Genomic DNA, 17,706 nt, shown 5'->3' with positions numbered 1-17,706 from the left:
CCTACCAAGCAATTGCTTGGTTGGGTGAAGGAGGACGCGTGACCGACACGATCCCGAGGCTGCTCCGGGACGCGGCGGATCGCTTCGGCGGGGCACCGGCCTACGTCGAGGGAGACCGGGTCCTCCCGTTCACCCAGCTCCACGACCTCGTGCGGGCCACCGCCGCCGGCTACCGCGCCCGCGGCCTCGAGCCCGGCGGCCGCGTCGTCGTGTGGGCGCCCAACAGCATCAACTGGGTGGTCGCCGCACTCGCCGTGTCGTACGCCGGCGGGACGCTCGTGCCGGTCAACTCGCGCTACACGGGCCACGAGGTGGCTGACGTCGTCGACCGCACCGGCGCGACGCTGGTGCTCGTGGCCGACGGGTTCCTCGGCCGCACGCAGGTCGCCGACCTGCGAGCCGCGAGCGACCTGGCCAGGGTCGCGGACATCATCGAGATCACCGACCTCGACGCCGTCGCCGTGCCGGCCGGCGACCTGGGCGTCATCGACGGGGTCGCCGACGCAGTGTCCCCCGACGACGTGGCCGACATCCTCTTCACCTCCGGCACCACCGGTCGCTCCAAGGGCGCCATGTCCGCGCACCGGCAGACCATCGGCGTCGCCATGGCCTGGGCGGAGCTCGGCGGCGTCCGCTCGGAAGACCGCTACCTCGTGGTCAACCCGTTCTTCCACTCCTTCGGCTACAAGATCGGGATCGTGGTCGGGCTGCTCACCGGCGCCACGCTCTACCCGGTCGCGACGTTCGACCTCGACGAGACGATGGCGCTGATCGAGACGGCGCAGATCTCGCTGCTGCCCGGCGCGCCGACGATCTACCAGTCGCTGCTCAACGCTCCGGGCCGCACCGACCGCGACCTGTCCTCGCTGCGGCTCGCGGTGACCGGCGCCGCCGTCGTCCCGGTCGTCCTGATCGAGCGGATGCGCGCCCCTGCACCGGAGGGGCTCGGCATCGACCAGGTCGTCACGGCGTTCGGCATGACCGAGGCGGTGGTCGCCACCATGTGCCGCGAGGACGACTCCGCCGAGACCGTGGCGACCACGTGCGGGCGCGCCATCCCCGGCATGGAGGCCCGCATCGATGCCCCCGACGGCGAGGCAGGAGAGCTGCTGCTGCGTGGCGACTACGTGATGCTCGGCTACCTCGACGACCCGGCCGCCACCGCCGAGGCGATCGACGCCGACGGCTGGCTGCACACCGGCGACGTGGGCACCCTCGACGAGGCCGGCAACCTGCGGATCACCGACCGGCTCAAGGACATGTACATCTCCGGCGGCTTCAACGTCTACCCCGCCGAGGTCGAGCAGGCACTCGCCCGCCTCGACGGGGTCGCCGACGTCGCCGTGGTCGGCGTACCCGACGAGCGGATGGGCGAGGTCGGCAAGGCCTACGTCGTCCGGACCGACCCAGGGCCCACCACTGGGCTCACCGCGGAGGCGGTCGTCGCGTTCTGCAAGGAGCGGCTGGCCAACTTCAAGGTGCCGCGGCACGTCGAGTTCGTCGACGGACTGCCGCGCAACCTGTCCGGCAAGGTGCTGAAGACCCAGCTGAGGAGCTCCTGATGGATCTCGACCTGTCCGCGTCCGAGCTGGCCTTCCAGGCCGAGGCCCGCGAGTGGCTGGCGGCCAACGTGCCGTCCGAGCCGCTGCCGTCGATGGACACCGCCGAAGGTTTCGTCGCCCACCAGGAGTGGGAGGCCAGGCTGGCCGACGCGGGCTGGGCGGTCGTGTCCTGGCCGAAGGCCTACCACGGCCGCGAGGCGTCGCTGGTCGAGTGGGTGATCTTCGAGGAGGAGTACTACCGCGCCGGCGCCCCCGGCCGGGTCTCCCAGAACGGCATCTTCCTGCTCGCGCCGATCGTCTTCGACCACGGCACCCAGGAGCAGCAGGAACGGTTCCTGCCCTCGATGGCGACCGGCGAGAAGATCTGGGCGCAGGCCTGGTCCGAGCCCGAGGCCGGCTCCGACCTCGCGTCGCTGCGCTCGACCGCGCGGCGTGACGACGAGCGGGGTGGGTGGGTGCTCAACGGCCAGAAGACCTGGTCCTCGCGAGCGTCGTTCGCGCACTGGGGCTTCGGCCTGTTCCGCTCCGACCCCGAGGCCCAGCGCCACCACGGCCTGACGTACTTCCTCTTCCCGCTGGAGGCCGACGGCATCACGGTGCGTCCGATCGCCCAGCTCGACGGCGAGGCCGGCTTCGCCGAGATCTTCTTCGAGGACGTCTTCGTCCCCGACGCCGACGTGCTCGGCGCCCCCGGCGACGGGTGGCGGGTCGCGATGAGTACGGCAGGCAACGAGCGCGGGCTCTCGCTGCGCTCCCCCGGCCGCTTCTGTGCCGCCGCCGACCGGCTGGTCGACCTCTACCGCCAGGTCGCCGGTGACCCGTCGCACAGTTTGGGACGGGTCAGCGGGAATGCCGTCGTGGACGCCTGGCTCAAGGCGCAGTCCTACCGGCTTTACACGTGGGGCACGGTCACCCGGCTCGCCGACGGCGGCGACATCGGCGCGGCCGGCTCCGTCAACAAGGTGTTCTGGTCCGAGCTCGACATCGCCCTGCACGAGACCGCCCTCGACCTGCTCGGACCCGAGGCCGAGGTGGAGTCGACGTGGCTCGACGGCTACACGTTCTCGCTCTCCGGCCCGATCTACGCCGGCACCAACGAGATCCAACGCAACATCGTGGCGGAGCGGATCCTCGGTCTGCCCAGGGAGGTCCGGAAGTGAAGTTCGTCCTGTCCGACGACCAGCGCGACTTCGCGGCGTCGCTCGAGTCGCTGCTCGCGGCCTCCGACACGGCCGCGGTGGCCCGCGCCTGGGCCGCCGGCGATCCCGCTCCGGGGCTCACGCTCTGGAAGCGCCTGGCTGAGCAGGGCGTCACGATGCTTGCGACCGAGGCCACCCCGGTCGAGGTCACCCTCGCCTTCGAGGCCCTCGGCAAGTACGCCGTCCCGGGGCCGTGGGTCGAGTCCGCGGCCTACCTGCCGGTGGCACTCGGCCACGAGGTCGAGGGCATCGCCACCCTGGCGCTCCCCCCGCACGTGCCCTACGCGCTCGACGCCGACATCGCCGACCAGGTCTACGTCGGCACCTCCCCCGCGGCCTCCGTCGGCAAGCGGGTCGGATCCGTGGACCGCACCCGCCGCCTCTTCGAGGTGACCGGCGACGGCGAGTCCGACCCCGCGGCGTTCGACCTCGCGGTGCTCGCGACGTCCGCCCAGCTGCTCGGCTGCGGCGAGCGGATCCTCACCGACTCGGTGACCTACGTGAAGCAGCGCAAGCAGTTCGGCCGCGAGATCGGCAGCTACCAGGCGATCAAGCACGCGCTCGCCGACGTCCGGATCGCGCTCGACTTCGCCCGGCCACTGGTCCAGGGTGCGGCGCTCGGCGCGGTCCCGGCCTCGGCGGCCAAGGTCGCGTGTGCCGACGCGGCGTACCTCGCGTCCCGCACCGGGCTCCAGGTCCACGGCGCCATCGGCTACACCGAGGAGTTCGACCTGAGCATCTGGCTCACCAAGGTCCGCGCCCTCGTCACCGCCTGGGGCACGCCCGCCCACCACCGCGCCGAGCTCCTGGCCACGCTGGTCGGTGCCTGATGGACTTCGCGTTCTCCCAGGAGCAGCAGGAGCTGGCCTCGATGGTCCGCTCCCTCCTGGCCAAGCGCGCCGACCCGGGCGCGGTCCGCACCGCGATGGAGTCGGAGGCGGGCTTCGACGAGGCGCTGTGGCAGACCCTGTGCGAGCAGATCGGCGCGGCCGCGCTGGGCATCCCCGAGGAGTACGACGGCGCGGGGTTCTCCCTGTTCGAGGCCCTGATCGTGCTCGAGGAGATGGGCCGCTCCCTGGCCCCGTCTCCCCTGCTGTCGTCGCTGGTGACCGCCGAGGCGCTGCTGGCCGGCGGCAGCGAGGACGCCAAGTCGCGGCTGCTCCCCCGCATCGCGATGGGTGAGGTCGCCGCGATCATGCTCGACGACAGGCCGGTGCTCGAGGGCGACCGTGCGACGGTGCTGCTGGCCGTGACCGACGACGGCCTGGTCGAGGTCGACCCCGAGTCGGTCACGCGCACCTGGGCCGAGTCGATGGACCAGACGATCCGGCTGGCGCACGTCGACCTGTCCGGAGCGACGACCACCCCCGCCGGCGACGGCGATGCCGCGTCCGAGCGCGCCCGCCTGGTCGGGGCGGCCGGCTGTGCCGCACTCCAGGCCGGGCTCGCCGCCCGCGCGCTCGAGATGACCGTGGCCTACAGCAAGGAGCGCGTGCAGTTCGGGCGCGCGATCGGCTCCTTCCAGGCGCTCAAGCACCGGATGGCCGACATGCTGGTGCTGCTCGAGATGTCGCGCTCCGCTTCCTGGGCGGCGTCGTACGCCGTGTCGAGCGGCGCCGACAACGCCGAGCGACTGACCCACGTGGCCAAGTCCTACTGCTCCGACGCGCTCGACCGGATCGCGGGCGAGACCGTGCAGCTCCACGGCGGCATCGCCATCACCTGGGAGCACGACGCCCACCTGGTGTTCAAGCGTGCCCACGCCCTCGGGCAGCTGTTCGGCCAGGCCCACGAGCACCGGGCTCTGATCGAGCTCTGACGAGCCGGTCTCAGCTCGATCCAGGCTCAGCGGATCGGGCAGGTCCGGGCGCGGGTGGCCATCAGGCCCAGCGTCCAGCACGAGACGCAGCCCCGCCACAGCACGACGGTGACCGGGATGAGCAGCAGCCACAGGGCTGAGAGATGGGCGAGCGCGAACGCCGCGACGAGCAGCACCAGTCCGGCGACGCCCCGGGCGAGGTGCACCGGCACCGAGCGGCTCGCGAACATCTCGCCGACGGGGTCGGGCGGGGCCACGGTGCTCATTGGTCCGTGGTCCGGTACTTGCCCTGGAAGAAGAGCAGCGGCTTCTCGGCCTCGCCGAGCGCGAGCTCGAGGACCCGGCCGATCACGACATAGTGGTCGCCGGCCTCGTGGACGGCGTGGATGCTGCAGTCGACGTAGCCCAGCGCACCCTCGAGCAACGGCGAGCCGGTGGACTCGGTCGGCTGCCAGGAGACATCGGCGAACTTGTCGGTGCCCCGGCTGGCCATCGTGTTGGAGAGCTCGGCCTGGTCGGCGGCCAGGAAGTTGACGCAGAAGCGGCCGGAGCGCTGCATCAGCGGCCAGGCCCGCGAGGTCTTGGCGGGGATGAACAGCACGAGGGGCGGGTCGAGCGAGACGCTGGAGAACGACTGGCAGGTCATCCCGACCGGCTCGCCGTTGCTCACGGTGGTCACGACCGTCACGCCCGAGGCGAAGCTGCCGAGCACGTCGCGGAACTGCCGGGCGGCCGCGAGCGCCTCGGGGTCCTCGACGTGGACCGTCGAGCTCTCGCCCGGGCGCCACTCGAAGTCGAAGTCGTGGTCACCCAGCCAGGAGCTGATCAGCTCCGGGCTCGGCCAGGTCTCCCGGGCGTCGGGGCTCATCCCCTCGGGGATCTCGGGACTCGAGGTCATGGACCCCACTGTTTCACTGGCCCCCGCCACCGAAGTCGTGCCCCCAGTAGGACACGGCCGTCGACTCGCGGGCGACCCAACGACCGTCGTCGACCTGGAGGCCGTCGGTGCCGAACTCGATGTCGAAGCCGCCGGGCGACTTGACGTAGAAGGAGACCATCTCGTCGTTCATGTGCCGGCCGAGCGTCGCCGACAGCGGCGCCTTGTGCTTGCGCACGCGCTCGAGCGCGCGGCCGACGTGGTCGAGCTCGTCGACCTCGAGCATGATGTGGACGCACTTGGCCGGGTTGGGCATCGGCAGGAACGCCAGCGAGTGGTGCCGCGGGTTGACCCCGAGGAAACGCAGCCAGACCTTGGAGCCGGGCTCCTTGCCGACGAACTCCCCGGGCATGCTCATCGAGTCGCGCAGCCGGAAGCCGAGCACCTCGGTGTAGAACCGCAGCGCCTCGACGTCGTCGAGGACCGGCAGCACGATGTGGCCCATCCCCTGGTCGCCGGTGACGAACTTCGCGGCGTACGGCGTGACGACGGGCCGCGACTCGTAGGTGATGCCGTGGAAGAGCTCGAAGACGTTGTCCCACGGGTCGGAGAAGCGGACCAGCTCCTGCACGCGGCGCTCGTCGAGCTCCTCGCGCGAGCCCTCCTCGAACGCCACACCGGCCTTCTGGAGGTGCTCGCGGGCGTCCTGGAGGGCGCGGTGGTCGGCGACCTCCCAGCCGGTCGCGGCCAGCTGGTCGACGTCGGAGGGGAAGACCACGAGCCGGGCGGAGACCTGGTCGATGCGCCAGTACTGGTGGTCGGGGTTGGGGCCGCGGCCGGCCGCGAGGCCGAGGACCTTGCCGGCGAACGTCGTCCACTGGCCGAGGTCGGTGCTCGCGACGCGGACGTAGCCCATCGACTTGAGGTCGATCGTCATGAGCGGCTCCTCTCTCCCTCTGGTGCGCGCCCTCGGTCGCTCGCTCGTCCCTCGCTCGACTCGGTCGGGCGCGAGTGGCGGGCGTAGAACGCGGTGGCGACCTCGCGGAACTCGTCGGCCGCCTCGATCTGTGCCCAGTGCCCGCAGTTGGGGAAGACATGCAGCGACGCCTTGGGGATCAGCTTGAGCGCGACCATGGCGCCGTCGAGCGGGTTGACCCGGTCCTCGCGTCCCCAGGTGAGCAGCGTGTGCTTGCGCAGGCGGTGGGCCTCGCGCCAGAGCATGCCGTCCTCGGCGGTCTCGGGGTTCCAGAACGACACGCCCATCGAGCGCATCGCCTCCTGCGCGCCCGGCGCCGTCGCGTCGGCGAACCGCTCCTCGACCAGCTCGTCGGTCACCAGCGACTGGTCGACGACCATCGTGGAGATGAACGCCCGCAGCGACTCACGCGAGGGGTTGGCGCCGAAGTCCATCAGGCGCTGCACGCCCTCGGTGGGGTCGGCGTGGAAGAGGTTGAGCGAGAGTCCGCCGGGGCCCATCAGGACCAGCCGGCCGACGCGGTCGGGATACTCGAGAGCGAGCCGCATCGCCGTACCGCCGCCGAGGCTGTTGCCGAGCAGGTGCACCCGGTCGATGCCGAGCTCGTCGAGGAGCTTGACGACGTGGTCGGCCGCGTGGCGGTAGAAGTTGCCGACCACCGGGGGCTTTTCGGAACCGCCGAAGCCCGGCTGGTCGACCAGCAGGGTGCGGAACGACGTGGCGAAGCCCGGCAGCGCGCGGCCGAAGTTGGACCAGGCGCTGGCGCCGGGACCGCCGCCGTGCAGCATTACCAGCGGCAGTCCGCCGCCGACGTCGGTCGCGACCCCGGCCTCGTAGTAGTTGAGGGTGATCTCGCCGGCCTTGGCGGACCGCCGGGTCGCGTCCTGGGAGAAGTCGCTCATGTGGCTCAGTACATCCCGGGGTCGACCTTGTGGCCGAACTCGTGGGCGCCGTACATCTGCAGCGCCCGCTCGGGGTCGTTGGCCGCGTGGACGCGACCCGCGTGGGCGTCGCGCCAGGCGCGCTGGAGGTAGGTGCCCTGCGCGAGCGCCCGGCCACCGGAGGCCTCGAACAGGGTGTCGATCGCCTCGAGGGCGCGCTCGCTGCCGATGACCTGGTCGCGGCGGACCTTCAGGCGCAGGCCGAGCGGGATCTTCTCACCGCGCTCGACGTGGGCCATCTCCTCGCGGATGTTGTTGGTGAGCAGCGCCCAGGCGGCGTCGATCTCCGACGATGCCCGCGCGATCCGGACCATGGCGAACGGGTCCTTGGAGGCCTTCTCCCCGAGGTACGCCGCCCGGCTGCGGGCCTGCTGCATCTCGACGTGCTCCTTGTAGGCGCCCATCGCCATACCGATGATCGGCGTGGTGATCGTGCCGGTGAAGATCGAGTGGAACGGCAGCTTGTAGAGGTCGGAGGTGTTCTGCTCCTGGCCGGGACCCTTGCACTGGCCGGTCTCGCCCATGCTCAGCGTGAACGCCTCGGGGATGAACTGGTCCTCCACGACGATGTCGTTGGAGCCGGTGCCGCTGAGGCCGACCATGTGCCAGACGTCGACGATCGTGTACTTCTCGCGGGGCACCATGAACGTCTTGAAGTCGATGACGTTGCCCTCCTCGTTGAACACGAGGCCGCCGAGCAGCACCCACGAGCAGTGGTCGCAGCCCGAGGAGAAGCTCCACTTGCCGGACAGGGTGTAGCCACCGTCGGTGACGGTGGCCTTGCCGGTCGGGGCGTAGGACGAGCTCAGGCGGGTGTTGGTGTCCTCGCCCCACACCGCCTGCTGGGCCTCGTCAGCGAAGAGCGCGACCTGCCACGGGTGCACGCCGACCACGCTGGAGACCCAGCCGGTCGAGCCGCAGGCGCTCGCGATGTCGCGGACCGCGGTGTAGAAGGTGACCGGGTCGGCCTCGAAGCCGTCGAACCGCTTGGGCTGGAGGAGCCGGAAGAACCCGGTGTCCTGGAGCTCCTTGATGGAGGCCTCAGGCACCACGCGGAGACGCTCGGCCTCGTCGGCACGCTCCCGGAAGGTGGGGAGCAGGTCACGGACTCCGTCGAGAACAGCCTGGGTCATCGAGATCTCCTGTCGTGGTGGGACAGCGCAATACTAGAACACGTTCTTGTTTTGGACCAGACGCCGCGCGTGGTCAGCGAAACGTGCGCGCCGCCGCCTCGACCCGGTCCAGGTGGGCGGGCCAGTCGTAGCCGTCGTCGAGGTTGGGGTCGCCTGGCCGCCGGCCGGCTCGACCGTCGATCAGCGGTGCGCCACCGTGGGACCAGAGATCGCCGGCGTGGACTCACACCACGCGGCGGGGATGTCGCAGCCCTGCGGGCAAGAGACTCAGACACCGAGTCGCGCCAACTCGATAGCGTGCACCGCATGCCCATCAAGCTCGAGAACGTCGGGATCGCCGTCCGCGACCTCGAAGAGACCATCGCCTTCTTCACCGACCTCGGACTGACGGTTCTCGGCCGGGACACGGTCAGTGGCGAGTGGACCGACACCGCTGTCGGCCTCGACGGCAACCATGCCAAGATCGCCATGCTGCAGACGCCCGACGGCAACGGACGCCTCGAGCTCTTCGAGTACCTTCACCCCGACGCGATCGAGACCGAGCCCACCCAGCCCCACGAGATCGGCATGCACCGCGTGGCCTTCTCGGTCGACGACATCGACGTGGCCCTCGAGATCGCCGCGAGGCACGGCTGCCACCCGCTGCGCGGCGTGGCGGCCTATGAGGACATCTACAAGCTCACCTACGTCCGCGGCCCCAGCGGGATCATCGTCATGCTCGCCCAGGAGCTGAAGAAGAGCTGACCCGCTGCGCCGTCCCGTCCTACGTTCGCCGGTGGAACCGGACTCGCCCGTCGGCGAGCCGGTCGCCGCGGTAGTGGTGGTCGTGGGCGCGATGGTGGTGGAAGGAGCACAGGAGCGCCCCGTCGTCCAGGTCGGTGCGCCCGCCGCGGGACCAGGGATCGCCGGCATGGTGGGCCTCGCACCATGCGGCGGGGATGTCGCAACTCTCGGCGCGACACGTCGGCTGGCGCACCGCGAGCGCCTTGCGCTGAGCGGGTGAGAACAGTCGGCGCGCCCGCCCCAGGTCGAGCACCTGGCTCTCGCCGCCGAGGACCGCGGGGACGATGCCGGCGGTGCACGCGAGCCGGCGGGCCTCGCTCGCAGAGATCGGTTCGTCACCGACGAGCGCCACTTCGAGACCGCCGAGCAGCGTCTCAAGGTCGATGTGGACCAGCACCGTGGTCGCGTCGCCACCGTGCAGGGGCATCCGCGCCGGGTCCGCAGCCTCCAGGAACGCTGCGAAGGCCTCCCCCAGCCGCTGGTCGTAGCTCCGCCGGTCGTCCGGGGCGATCTTCGGCTCCCGGCGCGGCGCGCAGAAGGCGTTGAGGTAGGTGAGCAGCCGGTCAGCGACCCGGTCGGCGACGCGGATCCGGATGTCGGTCGTGCCGTCGCCGTTGCGACGGGTCGTCAGGCAGGTGCACCGGGCCGCCCGCGCCTCCTCCCTCTCGAGCTGCCGGGCCTCCAGGCCCTCGCCGAACTCGGGGGCGACGACGTCCACGATCCGGCGCCCCATGACCCGCAGCGCCCGCGGGCCGAACTCCCCGGCCTCCGCGACCAGCCGCTCCTCGGCCAGGGATCGGACCTTCTGGTCGACCTCGTCCGGGAGCGCCTCGACGGCCCGCACCACGACCTCGGCCTGAGCCACGTTGACCGCACCGTCTCGCAGAGCCCGCGCCGTGGTCTCGTGCTCCCGCAAGGCTCGCGCCAGCCGCAGACCGCGCCGGCACTCACCGCGGTCGCGCCGTCCCCGGTGCGCCAGCCAGGCGGCGGCGTCTCGCGCACCTTCCCGGGCAGCGACGTCATCGGCAGCCGCCAGCACGCGCATCCGCAGCTCCTCGACCCGGTCGAGCAGCGAGCTGAGCCCCAGCAGGGCCGCGGCCTTCTCGTCGGTCGACATATAGATCGGGTCGACCTCGGCCACCTCGGCCAGCGCACCATCCACCACGGACATCGCGGCAAGCACCGGATGACGCTGGAGGGACTGGGACATGGACGCACCTGATGCTCGACGGTCGCCCGGGGACTCCCCCAGCCGGGACTCAAAGAACGTCGATGCCAGCGCGTCGCACGACGAGCTCCACCGAAGCGGAGGACTACTGCATCTCTCCCGATTCGAACACGCATTCGAAGTCATGTCAAGGGGTCTTCACCAGATTTGGCAGCCAAATGTACGAGCGCGCGGAGAGATCTACACGCCTGTCCGGGTGCCCATTTGCGCCGCCAAAGCGCTGCCCGTTCTGCTCGTGCAGCACAGGGCGCTGATTCAGGCCGAGGCCAGCCACTTGTCCGGTCCGAAGACCTCGTAGTGGATGTCGGCTTCGGCAATGTGCCGCTCGATCAGAGTGCGGCGTACGGACTCCATGAAAGGCAGTGGACCGCACAGATAGACCTGCGCGTCTGCTGGGATCTCCACCAGCCCGAGGTCGACCCGACCGGCGCTGAGGGCGTCTCGGGTCGGCCGTACGCCGAGGTCCTCGTACCAGCGGTGCAGTGTGGCGGAGGGCAACGCAGCCACGAGTTCCTTCAGCTCCTGGCGGTGCGCGTGCCGGGCCGGCGAACGGTCGGCATGCAGGACCAGCACCTGGCGCTTCGAACCGGTGCCGGCCAGGTAGTGCAGGATGCCGATGATCGGGGTGATACCGATGCCGGCGGAGATCAGCACCAGCGGGTCCTCGGAGTGCTGCAGGACCAGGTCGCCGAAGGGCGCCGACACCGAGATCTCGTCGCCCTCGAAGAGCTCCTGGTGCAGAAAGTTGGACACCTCACCAGCCGGCACGGTGGTTGCATCGTCGCCGCGCCGTATCGGGAGTGCCTTGACCGAGATCCCCCATTCGCTCACCTCCGGAGCGTGGGTGAGGCTGTACTGCCGAATCTGACGGGCGCCGTCGGGCAGCGTCACCTGCACAGAGACGTACTGGCCCGGACGGGACTCCGGCAGCGGGCTGCCGTCGGCCGTGCCGAAGACGAAGGACACGGTGTCGGGTGACTCCTGAAGACGGCTGCGTAGAACCAACGTGCGCCAGACGGCACCGTCTGCCACGCCCGTCTCGGCGTACAACCGCTTCTCGATCGTGACCAATGCGCCGGCCATGTGCCAGTAGACCTCGTCCCAGGCGGAGGCGACCTCAGGGGTGACTGCGTCGCCGAGCACCTCCACGATGGCGGCGAAGAGGTGCTCGTGAACGATCGGGTACTGGTCCTCGGTGATGCCGAGGGAGGCGTGTTTGTGCGCGATGCGCCCCAGCACTTCGAGCGGGTCGCATCCGTCATCGGCCACCAGGAGAGTCGCGTAGGCGGCGATCGCGCCCGCGAGCGCGCTCTGTTGGTCACCTTGGGCCTGGTTGCCCCGATTGAACAGGTCGCGCTCGAGCTCAGGATGGGCAGCGAACATCCGCTTGTAGAACACCGGGGTGATGTCGCCGATGGCGGCACCGATGACGGGCAGCGTGGCCTCGACGACCTGGGCGGACTTGGTGGACAGCATGGGACTCCGTGGGTTGTGGGGAAGCGTGAACGGGTGCGCGATCTCAAAGGGACGGCGTCACGTCGCCCCACTGGAACACCGGCCGTCTGGCAAGGGCAGTGCCAAAGGTCCCTAACAGGCTGATACGTCCTGCGCTGAGCAGCTCCACGCCGAGCGAATGAGCGCGTCATTCCGCCGCGATCCGGACGCGGACCTGGAGCTACCCCGCTGCCAGCCAGCCGTGGCCCAGTCCGGCTGCTGACGCGTAAGTCCTGGGGATGGCGAGCATCACCCAGTCAGGGCCAATGGGTCGTGCGAACCCCTTCCGCCGACCGCAAGGGCGAGCACGCATGCGAGAACGGCGGCGAGCCGGCCGTCACAGCCAGGGCTCGCCCGACCACTGCCGCAGACCCGGCGGAGGGGACGCGGACTGATCCAGCCAAGCCTCGTCGGCGTCGCCCGTGCCCTGCCAACCGTTGATCGTGCGAGTGATGCGTCGCTCGCCGTCGCGGGCGTGGACGACCCCGCCCCGCGCCACGGTGACGAACCAGTCATCGACAGCCTCGAGCAACGCCTCAGAGCCGTCGTCGCAGGCATCGCAACCACACGGTGGGACCACGTCGACGAGGACCGGCGGCTCGGAGCGGCCTGTCGGCGTCCCCACGCCGACGTCGACGCCGAACTGGGCACCGTCGACGAGCGTCCGGGCGAACCAGAGTGCGAGACCACCGGGCGCGGTCGGGTCGATCCGTTGGATCCGATGGTGTTGCTCGGGCGGACGAACGGCCCCCAGCCACCGCGGCCCGCTCAGTGGAGCATCACGTGAGATGGCGATGCCGCGATCGGCAAGAGTCTGCACCCACGCCTCGATCCGGGTGTCGAGGATGCGGTACTTGCCCGCTTCCAGGCAGCGGGAGTACTCCTCCTCAGCCGGCGGACGTCCCTGGTGCGGATCGGGCCGGCCAGGGGTGTCGGCGCCGGTGCGGGAGAAGACGCGGTTCACCTGGGCCACCAGGTCGTTGGCCCACGCCGGCGACGCTGGAGGAGTCGATGAGCTCACCAGCGCAGCATGGGCTGGCAGCCCCGGTGAGGCAACCGGGTTTGCCCTCCACGTCGCGCGAGCCGGACACACCCGCTCCCCGGGCGACACCCTGATTGATAGCCGCCACTGCGTCCAGGGCTACCATTCGCGCTCTGCCGCGAGAGGACCCCATGGCCACCGACTACGACGCATCCCGCAAGTCAGAGGACGAACAGAAGGAAGAGAGCCTGGAGGCCCGACGCCTCACCTCCGGCGAGCAGGACAAGACATCGGGGCAGGTGGACGTGGACGAGACCGCGCTCGCCGAGTCGTACGAGCTTCCCGGCGCGGATCTCTCCAGCGAGACCCTCTCCATCGAGGTCACCCCCGAGCAGGCCGACGAGTTCGTCTGCACCGCGTGCTTCCTCGTGCAGCACACGTCTCGGCGGTCCTCACCGGCCGCGACGCTCTGCAACGACTGCGCCTGACGATCGACGGCACCCGCCGGCTCAGGACGCGATGTCGGGCGTCTCGCCCGTCTCGGACCGCGCGGCAGTGCGGGCACGCTGCTCCGCGCGACGCTCGACGAAGCGGGACGCCTGGCTGTCCAGGCCCTCCAGGAAGGTCGCGAGCTCGTCGCGGGCCTGCTCGCCGACCGCGCCGAGGTCCGTGCGCTCGAAGGCGTTCCAGTGCCGCAGGATCGGCATGATCACGTCGTCGTGGTGCAGCCTCAGGTCGTAGATGCCGGCCTTGGCGATGATCATCGAGTTGCGACGGAAGCCGGCCATCGTGGCGCCCGGCATCTCGAAACCGACGACCTCGTCGGCGATGGCGCGCATGGTCTCGTCGGGCGCGATCTCCAGCGCGGCAGAGACGATGTTGCGGTAGAAGACCATGTGCAGGTTCTCGTCCTTGGAGATCCGGGCGAGCATCCGGTCGGCGACGGGGTCGTGGGTGACCTTGCCGGTGTTGCGGTGCGAGACGCGGGTGGCGAGCTCCTGGAAGGACACGTAGGTCACCGCCTCCAGCGCGGTCTTGTCGCCGGAGTCGTAGCCGGACGTCATGTAGTCCATGCGGGCGCGCTCGAGCTCGACGGGGTCGACCCCGCGGGTCACGACCAGGTAGTCGCGCATGGCGATGCCGTGGCGGTTCTCCTCCGCGGTCCAGCGCCCGACCCAGGTGCCCCACGCGCCGTCGCGGCCGAACCGCGTGGCGATCTCCCGGTGGTACGACGGCAGGTTGTCCTCGGTCAGCAGGTTGGTGATCATCGCCGCCTTGGCGGTCTCGGACAGCCGTGACTGCTCGGGAGACCAGTCCTCACCGCCCATCGACGCGAAGTCGCGGCCCTCGCTCCACGGGACGTAGTCGTGGGGGTGCCACTCCTGCGCCAGCCCGAGGTGGCGGTCGAGGTTCTCCGCGACGACGGGCTCCAGCGCCTCGAGCAGATGATCAGTAGTACTCACGGGGACTCCCTCGTCCGGCTGTCAGTGAGCGTACGCCGACAGCCCGCGCTCAGTCACCGACCGCTTCGCGGCCCCTCCTGACCAGCTTCGCGTCGGGTTGGAGCACGACCTGCTCGTCCTTCCCGTCGTAGTCGACGAGGCTGAGGAACAGCCGCAGCGCCTCGATCCGGGCGCGCTTCTTGTCGTTGCTCTTGACCGTGTACCAGGGCGCGTGGTCGGTGTCCGTGCGCAGGAACATCTCCTCCTTGGCCTCCGTGTAGGCCTCCCACTTGTCGAGGCTCTCGAGGTCCATCGGGGAGAGCTTCCAGCGCCGGACCGGGTCGAGCTGGCGGACCGCGAAGCGGGTCCGCTGCTCCTGCTGGGTCACCGAGAACCACAGCTTCGTCACGTGGACGCCCGCCTCGAGAAGCATCTGCTCGAACACCGGCGCCTGCCCCATGAACGTCCGGTACTCCGCCTCGTCACAGAAGCCCATCACCCGCTCCACCCCTGCCCGGTTGTACCAGGATCGGTCGAACAGGACGATGTCGCCGAAGGTCGGCAGGTGCGAGACGTACCGCTGGAAGTACCACTGCCCCAGCTCGGTCGAGGTGGGCTTGGTCAGGGCGACCACCCTGGCGGAGCGGGGGTTCAGGTGCTCCATGAACCTCTTGATCGTCCCGCCCTTCCCCGCCGCGTCGCGGCCTTCGAAGACGATCACGTGCTTCCTGCCGGTGTCCTGGACCCAGTACTGGAACTTCAGGAGCTCGATCTGGAGGAGGTACTTCTCCACCTCGTAGTCGTTGCGGCTCATCAGCTTGTCGTAGGGGTAGTTGTCCCGCCACGTCTCGACCGCACTACCGTCGGGCCGGATCAGGATGGGGTCCTCACCGTGGTCGTCGCGCACGGTGTAGCCCTCCCGCCCCAGGGAGTCGATGTACTGCCGGAGACTCAGCTGCTGCATGAAGACACTGTCGCGCACTCCGGCGGAGTCCCGGCCACGTTCTCCGGATCACCGGATGAACGTCACACCAGTGACTCCCGGGCCGCCACGAACGCCTCCACACAGCGCCGTACGTCGGCCTCCGAGTGCGCCGCCGAGAGCTGGACGCGGATCCGCGCCTTGCCTCGTGGCACGACCGGGAACGAGAAGGCGATGACGTAGACGCCCTGGCCGAGCATGTGGTCGGCGGTCGCGGTGGCGAGCCGGGCACCGTCGTCGCCGGGGAACATCACCGGCGTGATCGGGTGCGCCCCGGGCAGCAGCGAGAAGCCGGCCTCGGTCATCAGCGACCGGAACAGCGCACTGTTGGCCGCCAGGGTGTCGCGCGCCTCGCTGGAGGAGGTCACCAGCTCCAGTGCCTTGAGCGAGCCGGCCACGACAGCCGGTGCGACCGAGTTGGAGAACAGGTAGGGACGCGACCGCTGCCGCAGCAGGTCGACGACCTCCTGGTGCGAGGTGACGTAACCGCCAGAGGCTCCCCCGAGCGCCTTGCCCAGGGTCCCGGTGATCACGTCGACGCGGTCCATGACCCCAAAGAGCTCCGGCGTACCCCGTCCTCCGGGTCCGACGCACCCCACCGCGTGGGAGTCGTCGACCAGCACCAGCGCCGAGAACTCGTCGGCGAGGTCGCAGATCTCCGGAAGCGGGGCGAAGCTGCCGTCCATCGAGAACACGCCGTCGGTCGCGATCAGCACCCGTCGCGCGCCGGCCTCACGCGCGGCCACCAGCTGGGTGCGCAGGTCGTCCATGTCGGCGTTCTGGTAGCGGTAGCGGGCGGCCTTGCTGAGCCGGATGCCGTCGATGATCGAGGCGTGGTTGAGCTCGTCGGAGACGATCGCGTCCTCCTCGCCGCAGAGCACCTCGAAGACGCCCCCGTTGGCGTCGAAGCACGAGCTGTAGAGGATGGTCGCCTCCATCCGCAGGAACTCAGACAGGCGTCGCTCCAGCTCGGTGTGCTGGGTCTGGGTGCCGCAGATGAACCGCACCGAACTCATCCCGAAGCCCCAGGTGTCGAGCGCGTCCTTGCTGGCCGCGATGACGTCGGGGTGGTCGGAGAACCCGAGGTAGTTGTTGGCGCAGAAGTTCAGCGCGTCGCCGGCGGTGGTGGAGATGTGCGCGGCCTGCGGGGTCGTGATCTCCCGCTCGCGCTTGTAGAGCCCCGCGCTCTCGATCTCCGCGAGGGTGTCGGTCAGCTGCTGCCTGACGTCGCCGTACATCTCAGCTCCAATCCAGGACGGCCTTGCCGCCGGTGCCGGACCGGGTGTGCGCGAAGGCCTCTTCCCAGTCCTCCGCGGGACCACGCCAGGTGATCACGGACTGTACGGCGTCGGTGAGCGACGGGCTCGACGCCAGCATCGAGCCCATGAGGTACCACGTCTCGAACATCTCGCGGCCGTAGATCCCCCGCAGCGTGATCATGTGCGTGATCACCTTCCCCCAGTCGATCTCGTACGACGTCTGCGGAAGGCCGAGCATCGCGACCCGGGCACCGTGGTTGAGGTTCTCGAGCATGTCGCGCACCGCGGCGGGCGCTCCGGACATCTCCAGCCCGATGTCGAAGCCCTCGAGCATCCCGAGCTTCTCCTGCGCCCAGGCCAGGTCCTGACCCTGGGAGAGGTCGACGGTGAGGTCGGCTCCGGCGCGGGAGGCCAGCTCGAGCCGCTCCGGCCGGAGGTCCGTGACCGCGATCCGCCGGGCGCCGGCGTGGCGCACGATCGCGGTCGCCATGATGCCGATCGGGCCCGCTCCGGTGATCACGACGTCCTCCCCCACCACCGGCCACTGCAGGGCGGTGTGGGTGGCGTTGCCCAGCGGGTCGAACAGCGCACCGAGGTCCGGGTCGAGGTCGGCCGGCTGGACCCAGGCGTTGGTCGCCGGGATGACGACGTAGTCGGCGAACGCGCCGTCGCGGTTCACCCCGACCCCGATCGTGTGGATGCAGAGCTGGCGCCGCCCGGCGCGGCAGTTGCGGCAGGCACCGCAGACGATGTGGCCCTCGCCCGAGACCCGGTCACCCACCTCGACGTGGTCGACGTCGGCGCCGACCTCGACGACCTCGCCGAAGAACTCGTGGCCGATCGTCATGGGCGCCGTCACCATCGCCGCCGCCCAGTCGTCCCAGGCCAGCAGGTGCAGGTCGGTGCCGCACAGGCCCGCTCTCAGCACCCGGATCTTCACGTCCCGGTCGCCACAGACCGGTTCGGGTACGTCGATCAGCTCGAGGCCGGGTCCGTTGGTCGTCTTCACGAGGGCGCGCACGCCCCCAT

The 17,706-nt window shown here is 70.2% G+C and carries 18 protein-coding genes; 6 read left to right on the top strand and 12 right to left on the bottom strand.

Annotated elements, in window-relative coordinates; translation table 11 throughout:
• Positions 1-38: 38 nt before the first annotated feature.
• From BLR90_RS03360 to BLR90_RS03345, 4 genes are read left to right on the top strand one after another with little or no spacing between them, the layout of a single operon-like run.
• Positions 39-1,562 (top strand): FadD3 family acyl-CoA ligase, encoded by a 1,524-nt coding sequence (locus BLR90_RS03360; protein ID WP_091022520.1) that lies wholly within the window; start codon positions 39-41, stop codon positions 1,560-1,562.
• Positions 1,562-2,722 (top strand): acyl-CoA dehydrogenase family protein, encoded by a 1,161-nt coding sequence (locus BLR90_RS03355; protein WP_091022518.1) that lies wholly within the window; start codon positions 1,562-1,564, stop codon positions 2,720-2,722. Before BLR90_RS03360 ends, BLR90_RS03355 begins: the two co-directional genes overlap by 1 nt.
• Positions 2,719-3,591 (top strand): acyl-CoA dehydrogenase family protein, encoded by an 873-nt coding sequence (locus BLR90_RS03350; RefSeq protein WP_091022516.1) that lies wholly within the window; start codon positions 2,719-2,721, stop codon positions 3,589-3,591. The genes BLR90_RS03355 and BLR90_RS03350 overlap by 4 nt, the downstream gene beginning before the upstream one ends.
• On the top strand, positions 3,591-4,580 hold the full coding sequence (locus BLR90_RS03345; RefSeq protein WP_091022514.1) for an acyl-CoA dehydrogenase family protein: 990 nt from the start codon (positions 3,591-3,593) through the stop codon (positions 4,578-4,580). The genes BLR90_RS03350 and BLR90_RS03345 overlap by 1 nt, the downstream gene beginning before the upstream one ends.
• A gap of 26 nt (positions 4,581-4,606) precedes the next feature.
• Here the strand turns inward: BLR90_RS03345 and BLR90_RS03340 are convergent, their stop codons facing one another.
• Genes BLR90_RS03340 through hsaA form a run of 5 tightly spaced genes read right to left on the bottom strand, consistent with a single transcriptional unit; the run spans position 4,607 to position 8,507 of the window.
• Positions 4,607-4,846: a hypothetical protein gene (locus BLR90_RS03340; RefSeq protein WP_091022512.1), complete on the bottom strand. Its 240-nt coding sequence runs from the start codon at positions 4,844-4,846 to the stop codon at positions 4,607-4,609.
• Positions 4,843-5,478, bottom strand: a complete 636-nt coding sequence (locus BLR90_RS03335; RefSeq protein ID WP_245715129.1) for a flavin reductase family protein — start codon at positions 5,476-5,478, stop codon at positions 4,843-4,845. The genes BLR90_RS03340 and BLR90_RS03335 overlap by 4 nt, the downstream gene beginning before the upstream one ends.
• A gap of 13 nt (positions 5,479-5,491) precedes the next feature.
• Positions 5,492-6,394 carry an iron-dependent extradiol dioxygenase HsaC gene (gene hsaC, locus BLR90_RS03330; RefSeq protein ID WP_091022510.1) on the bottom strand — a complete coding sequence of 301 codons (903 nt, stop codon included), beginning with the start codon at positions 6,392-6,394 and terminating at the stop codon, positions 5,492-5,494.
• Positions 6,391-7,335, bottom strand: coding sequence for a 4,5:9,10-diseco-3-hydroxy-5,9,17-trioxoandrosta-1(10),2-diene-4-oate hydrolase (gene hsaD / locus BLR90_RS03325; protein ID WP_091022509.1), 945 nt, complete (start codon positions 7,333-7,335; stop codon positions 6,391-6,393). The genes hsaC and hsaD overlap by 4 nt, the downstream gene beginning before the upstream one ends.
• 5 nt (positions 7,336-7,340) lie before the next feature.
• Positions 7,341-8,507 carry a 3-hydroxy-9,10-secoandrosta-1,3,5(10)-triene-9,17-dione monooxygenase oxygenase subunit gene (gene hsaA, locus BLR90_RS03320; RefSeq protein WP_091022507.1) on the bottom strand — a complete coding sequence of 389 codons (1,167 nt, stop codon included), beginning with the start codon at positions 8,505-8,507 and terminating at the stop codon, positions 7,341-7,343.
• Positions 8,508-8,813: 306 nt separating this feature from the next.
• On the opposite strand from hsaA, the gene BLR90_RS03315 reads away from it, so the two are divergent.
• Positions 8,814-9,251 carry a VOC family protein gene (locus BLR90_RS03315; protein ID WP_091022505.1) on the top strand — a complete coding sequence of 146 codons (438 nt, stop codon included), beginning with the start codon at positions 8,814-8,816 and terminating at the stop codon, positions 9,249-9,251.
• Positions 9,252-9,270: 19 nt separating this feature from the next.
• Here BLR90_RS03315 and BLR90_RS03310 read toward each other — a convergent pair whose 3' ends face one another.
• The 3 genes from BLR90_RS03310 to BLR90_RS03300 form a co-directional block, all read right to left on the bottom strand.
• Positions 9,271-10,500 carry an HNH endonuclease signature motif containing protein gene (locus tag BLR90_RS03310; protein ID WP_170254194.1) on the bottom strand — a complete coding sequence of 410 codons (1,230 nt, stop codon included), beginning with the start codon at positions 10,498-10,500 and terminating at the stop codon, positions 9,271-9,273.
• 273 nt (positions 10,501-10,773) lie between these two features.
• A complete protein-coding gene (locus tag BLR90_RS03305; RefSeq protein WP_091022502.1) occupies positions 10,774-11,994 on the bottom strand; it encodes a globin domain-containing protein in 1,221 nt (406 codons plus the stop codon).
• A 355-nt stretch (positions 11,995-12,349) separates the two neighbouring features.
• On the bottom strand, positions 12,350-13,033 hold the full coding sequence (locus BLR90_RS03300) for a DUF6226 family protein (protein WP_143016096.1): 684 nt from the start codon (positions 13,031-13,033) through the stop codon (positions 12,350-12,352).
• A 152-nt stretch (positions 13,034-13,185) separates the two neighbouring features.
• Here BLR90_RS03300 and BLR90_RS03295 point away from each other — a divergent pair, with 152 nt between their 5' ends.
• Complete coding sequence (locus BLR90_RS03295) at positions 13,186-13,482, top strand: DUF4193 domain-containing protein (protein ID WP_091022498.1); 297 nt, start codon at positions 13,186-13,188, stop codon at positions 13,480-13,482.
• A gap of 21 nt (positions 13,483-13,503) precedes the next feature.
• On the opposite strand, the gene BLR90_RS03290 is transcribed toward BLR90_RS03295, so the two are convergent.
• The 4 genes from BLR90_RS03290 to tdh form a co-directional block, all read right to left on the bottom strand.
• Entirely contained in the window at positions 13,504-14,457 is a 954-nt protein-coding gene (locus BLR90_RS03290; protein ID WP_091022496.1) for an acyl-ACP desaturase, read from the bottom strand.
• 49 nt (positions 14,458-14,506) lie between these two features.
• The gene (gene ppk2, locus BLR90_RS03285) at positions 14,507-15,400 is read right to left on the bottom strand and encodes a polyphosphate kinase 2 (protein WP_091023221.1); all 894 of its coding nucleotides are present in this window, start codon (positions 15,398-15,400) and stop codon (positions 14,507-14,509) included.
• A 62-nt stretch (positions 15,401-15,462) separates the two neighbouring features.
• Positions 15,463-16,656, bottom strand: a complete 1,194-nt coding sequence (locus BLR90_RS03280; RefSeq protein WP_091022495.1) for a glycine C-acetyltransferase — start codon at positions 16,654-16,656, stop codon at positions 15,463-15,465.
• A gap of 1 nt (position 16,657) precedes the next feature.
• Positions 16,658-17,698 carry an L-threonine 3-dehydrogenase gene (gene tdh, locus BLR90_RS03275; RefSeq protein WP_091022493.1) on the bottom strand — a complete coding sequence of 347 codons (1,041 nt, stop codon included), beginning with the start codon at positions 17,696-17,698 and terminating at the stop codon, positions 16,658-16,660.
• Positions 17,699-17,706 lie beyond the last annotated feature (8 nt).

It is taken from the genome of Nocardioides szechwanensis, from assembly GCF_900103935.1.
Lineage (GTDB): Bacteria > Actinomycetota > Actinomycetes > Propionibacteriales > Nocardioidaceae > Nocardioides > Nocardioides szechwanensis.
Note: the sequence above shows the minus strand (reverse complement) of the source record. Positions and strands in the feature narration are given on the sequence as shown.

Excerpts from the sequence above, each read along its gene's own strand:
- BLR90_RS03355 (WP_091022518.1), top strand. The coding sequence starts at position 1,562 with ATGGATCTCGACCTGTCCGCGTCCGAGCTGGCCTTCCAGGCCGAGGCC.
- BLR90_RS03345 (WP_091022514.1), top strand. The coding sequence starts at position 3,591 with ATGGACTTCGCGTTCTCCCAGGAGCAGCAGGAGCTGGCCTCGATGGTC.
- BLR90_RS03340 (WP_091022512.1), bottom strand. The coding sequence starts at position 4,846 with ATGAGCACCGTGGCCCCGCCCGACCCCGTCGGCGAGATGTTCGCGAGC.
- BLR90_RS03335 (WP_245715129.1), bottom strand. The coding sequence starts at position 5,478 with ATGACCTCGAGTCCCGAGATCCCCGAGGGGATGAGCCCCGACGCCCGG.
- hsaC (WP_091022510.1), bottom strand. The coding sequence starts at position 6,394 with ATGACGATCGACCTCAAGTCGATGGGCTACGTCCGCGTCGCGAGCACC.
- hsaD (WP_091022509.1), bottom strand. The coding sequence starts at position 7,335 with ATGAGCGACTTCTCCCAGGACGCGACCCGGCGGTCCGCCAAGGCCGGC.
- hsaA (WP_091022507.1), bottom strand. The coding sequence starts at position 8,507 with ATGACCCAGGCTGTTCTCGACGGAGTCCGTGACCTGCTCCCCACCTTC.
- BLR90_RS03315 (WP_091022505.1), top strand. The coding sequence starts at position 8,814 with ATGCCCATCAAGCTCGAGAACGTCGGGATCGCCGTCCGCGACCTCGAA.
- BLR90_RS03310 (WP_170254194.1), bottom strand. The coding sequence starts at position 10,500 with ATGTCCCAGTCCCTCCAGCGTCATCCGGTGCTTGCCGCGATGTCCGTG.
- BLR90_RS03305 (WP_091022502.1), bottom strand. The coding sequence starts at position 11,994 with ATGCTGTCCACCAAGTCCGCCCAGGTCGTCGAGGCCACGCTGCCCGTC.
- BLR90_RS03295 (WP_091022498.1), top strand. The coding sequence starts at position 13,186 with ATGGCCACCGACTACGACGCATCCCGCAAGTCAGAGGACGAACAGAAG.
- ppk2 (WP_091023221.1), bottom strand. The coding sequence starts at position 15,400 with ATGCAGCAGCTGAGTCTCCGGCAGTACATCGACTCCCTGGGGCGGGAG.
- BLR90_RS03280 (WP_091022495.1), bottom strand. The coding sequence starts at position 16,656 with ATGTACGGCGACGTCAGGCAGCAGCTGACCGACACCCTCGCGGAGATC.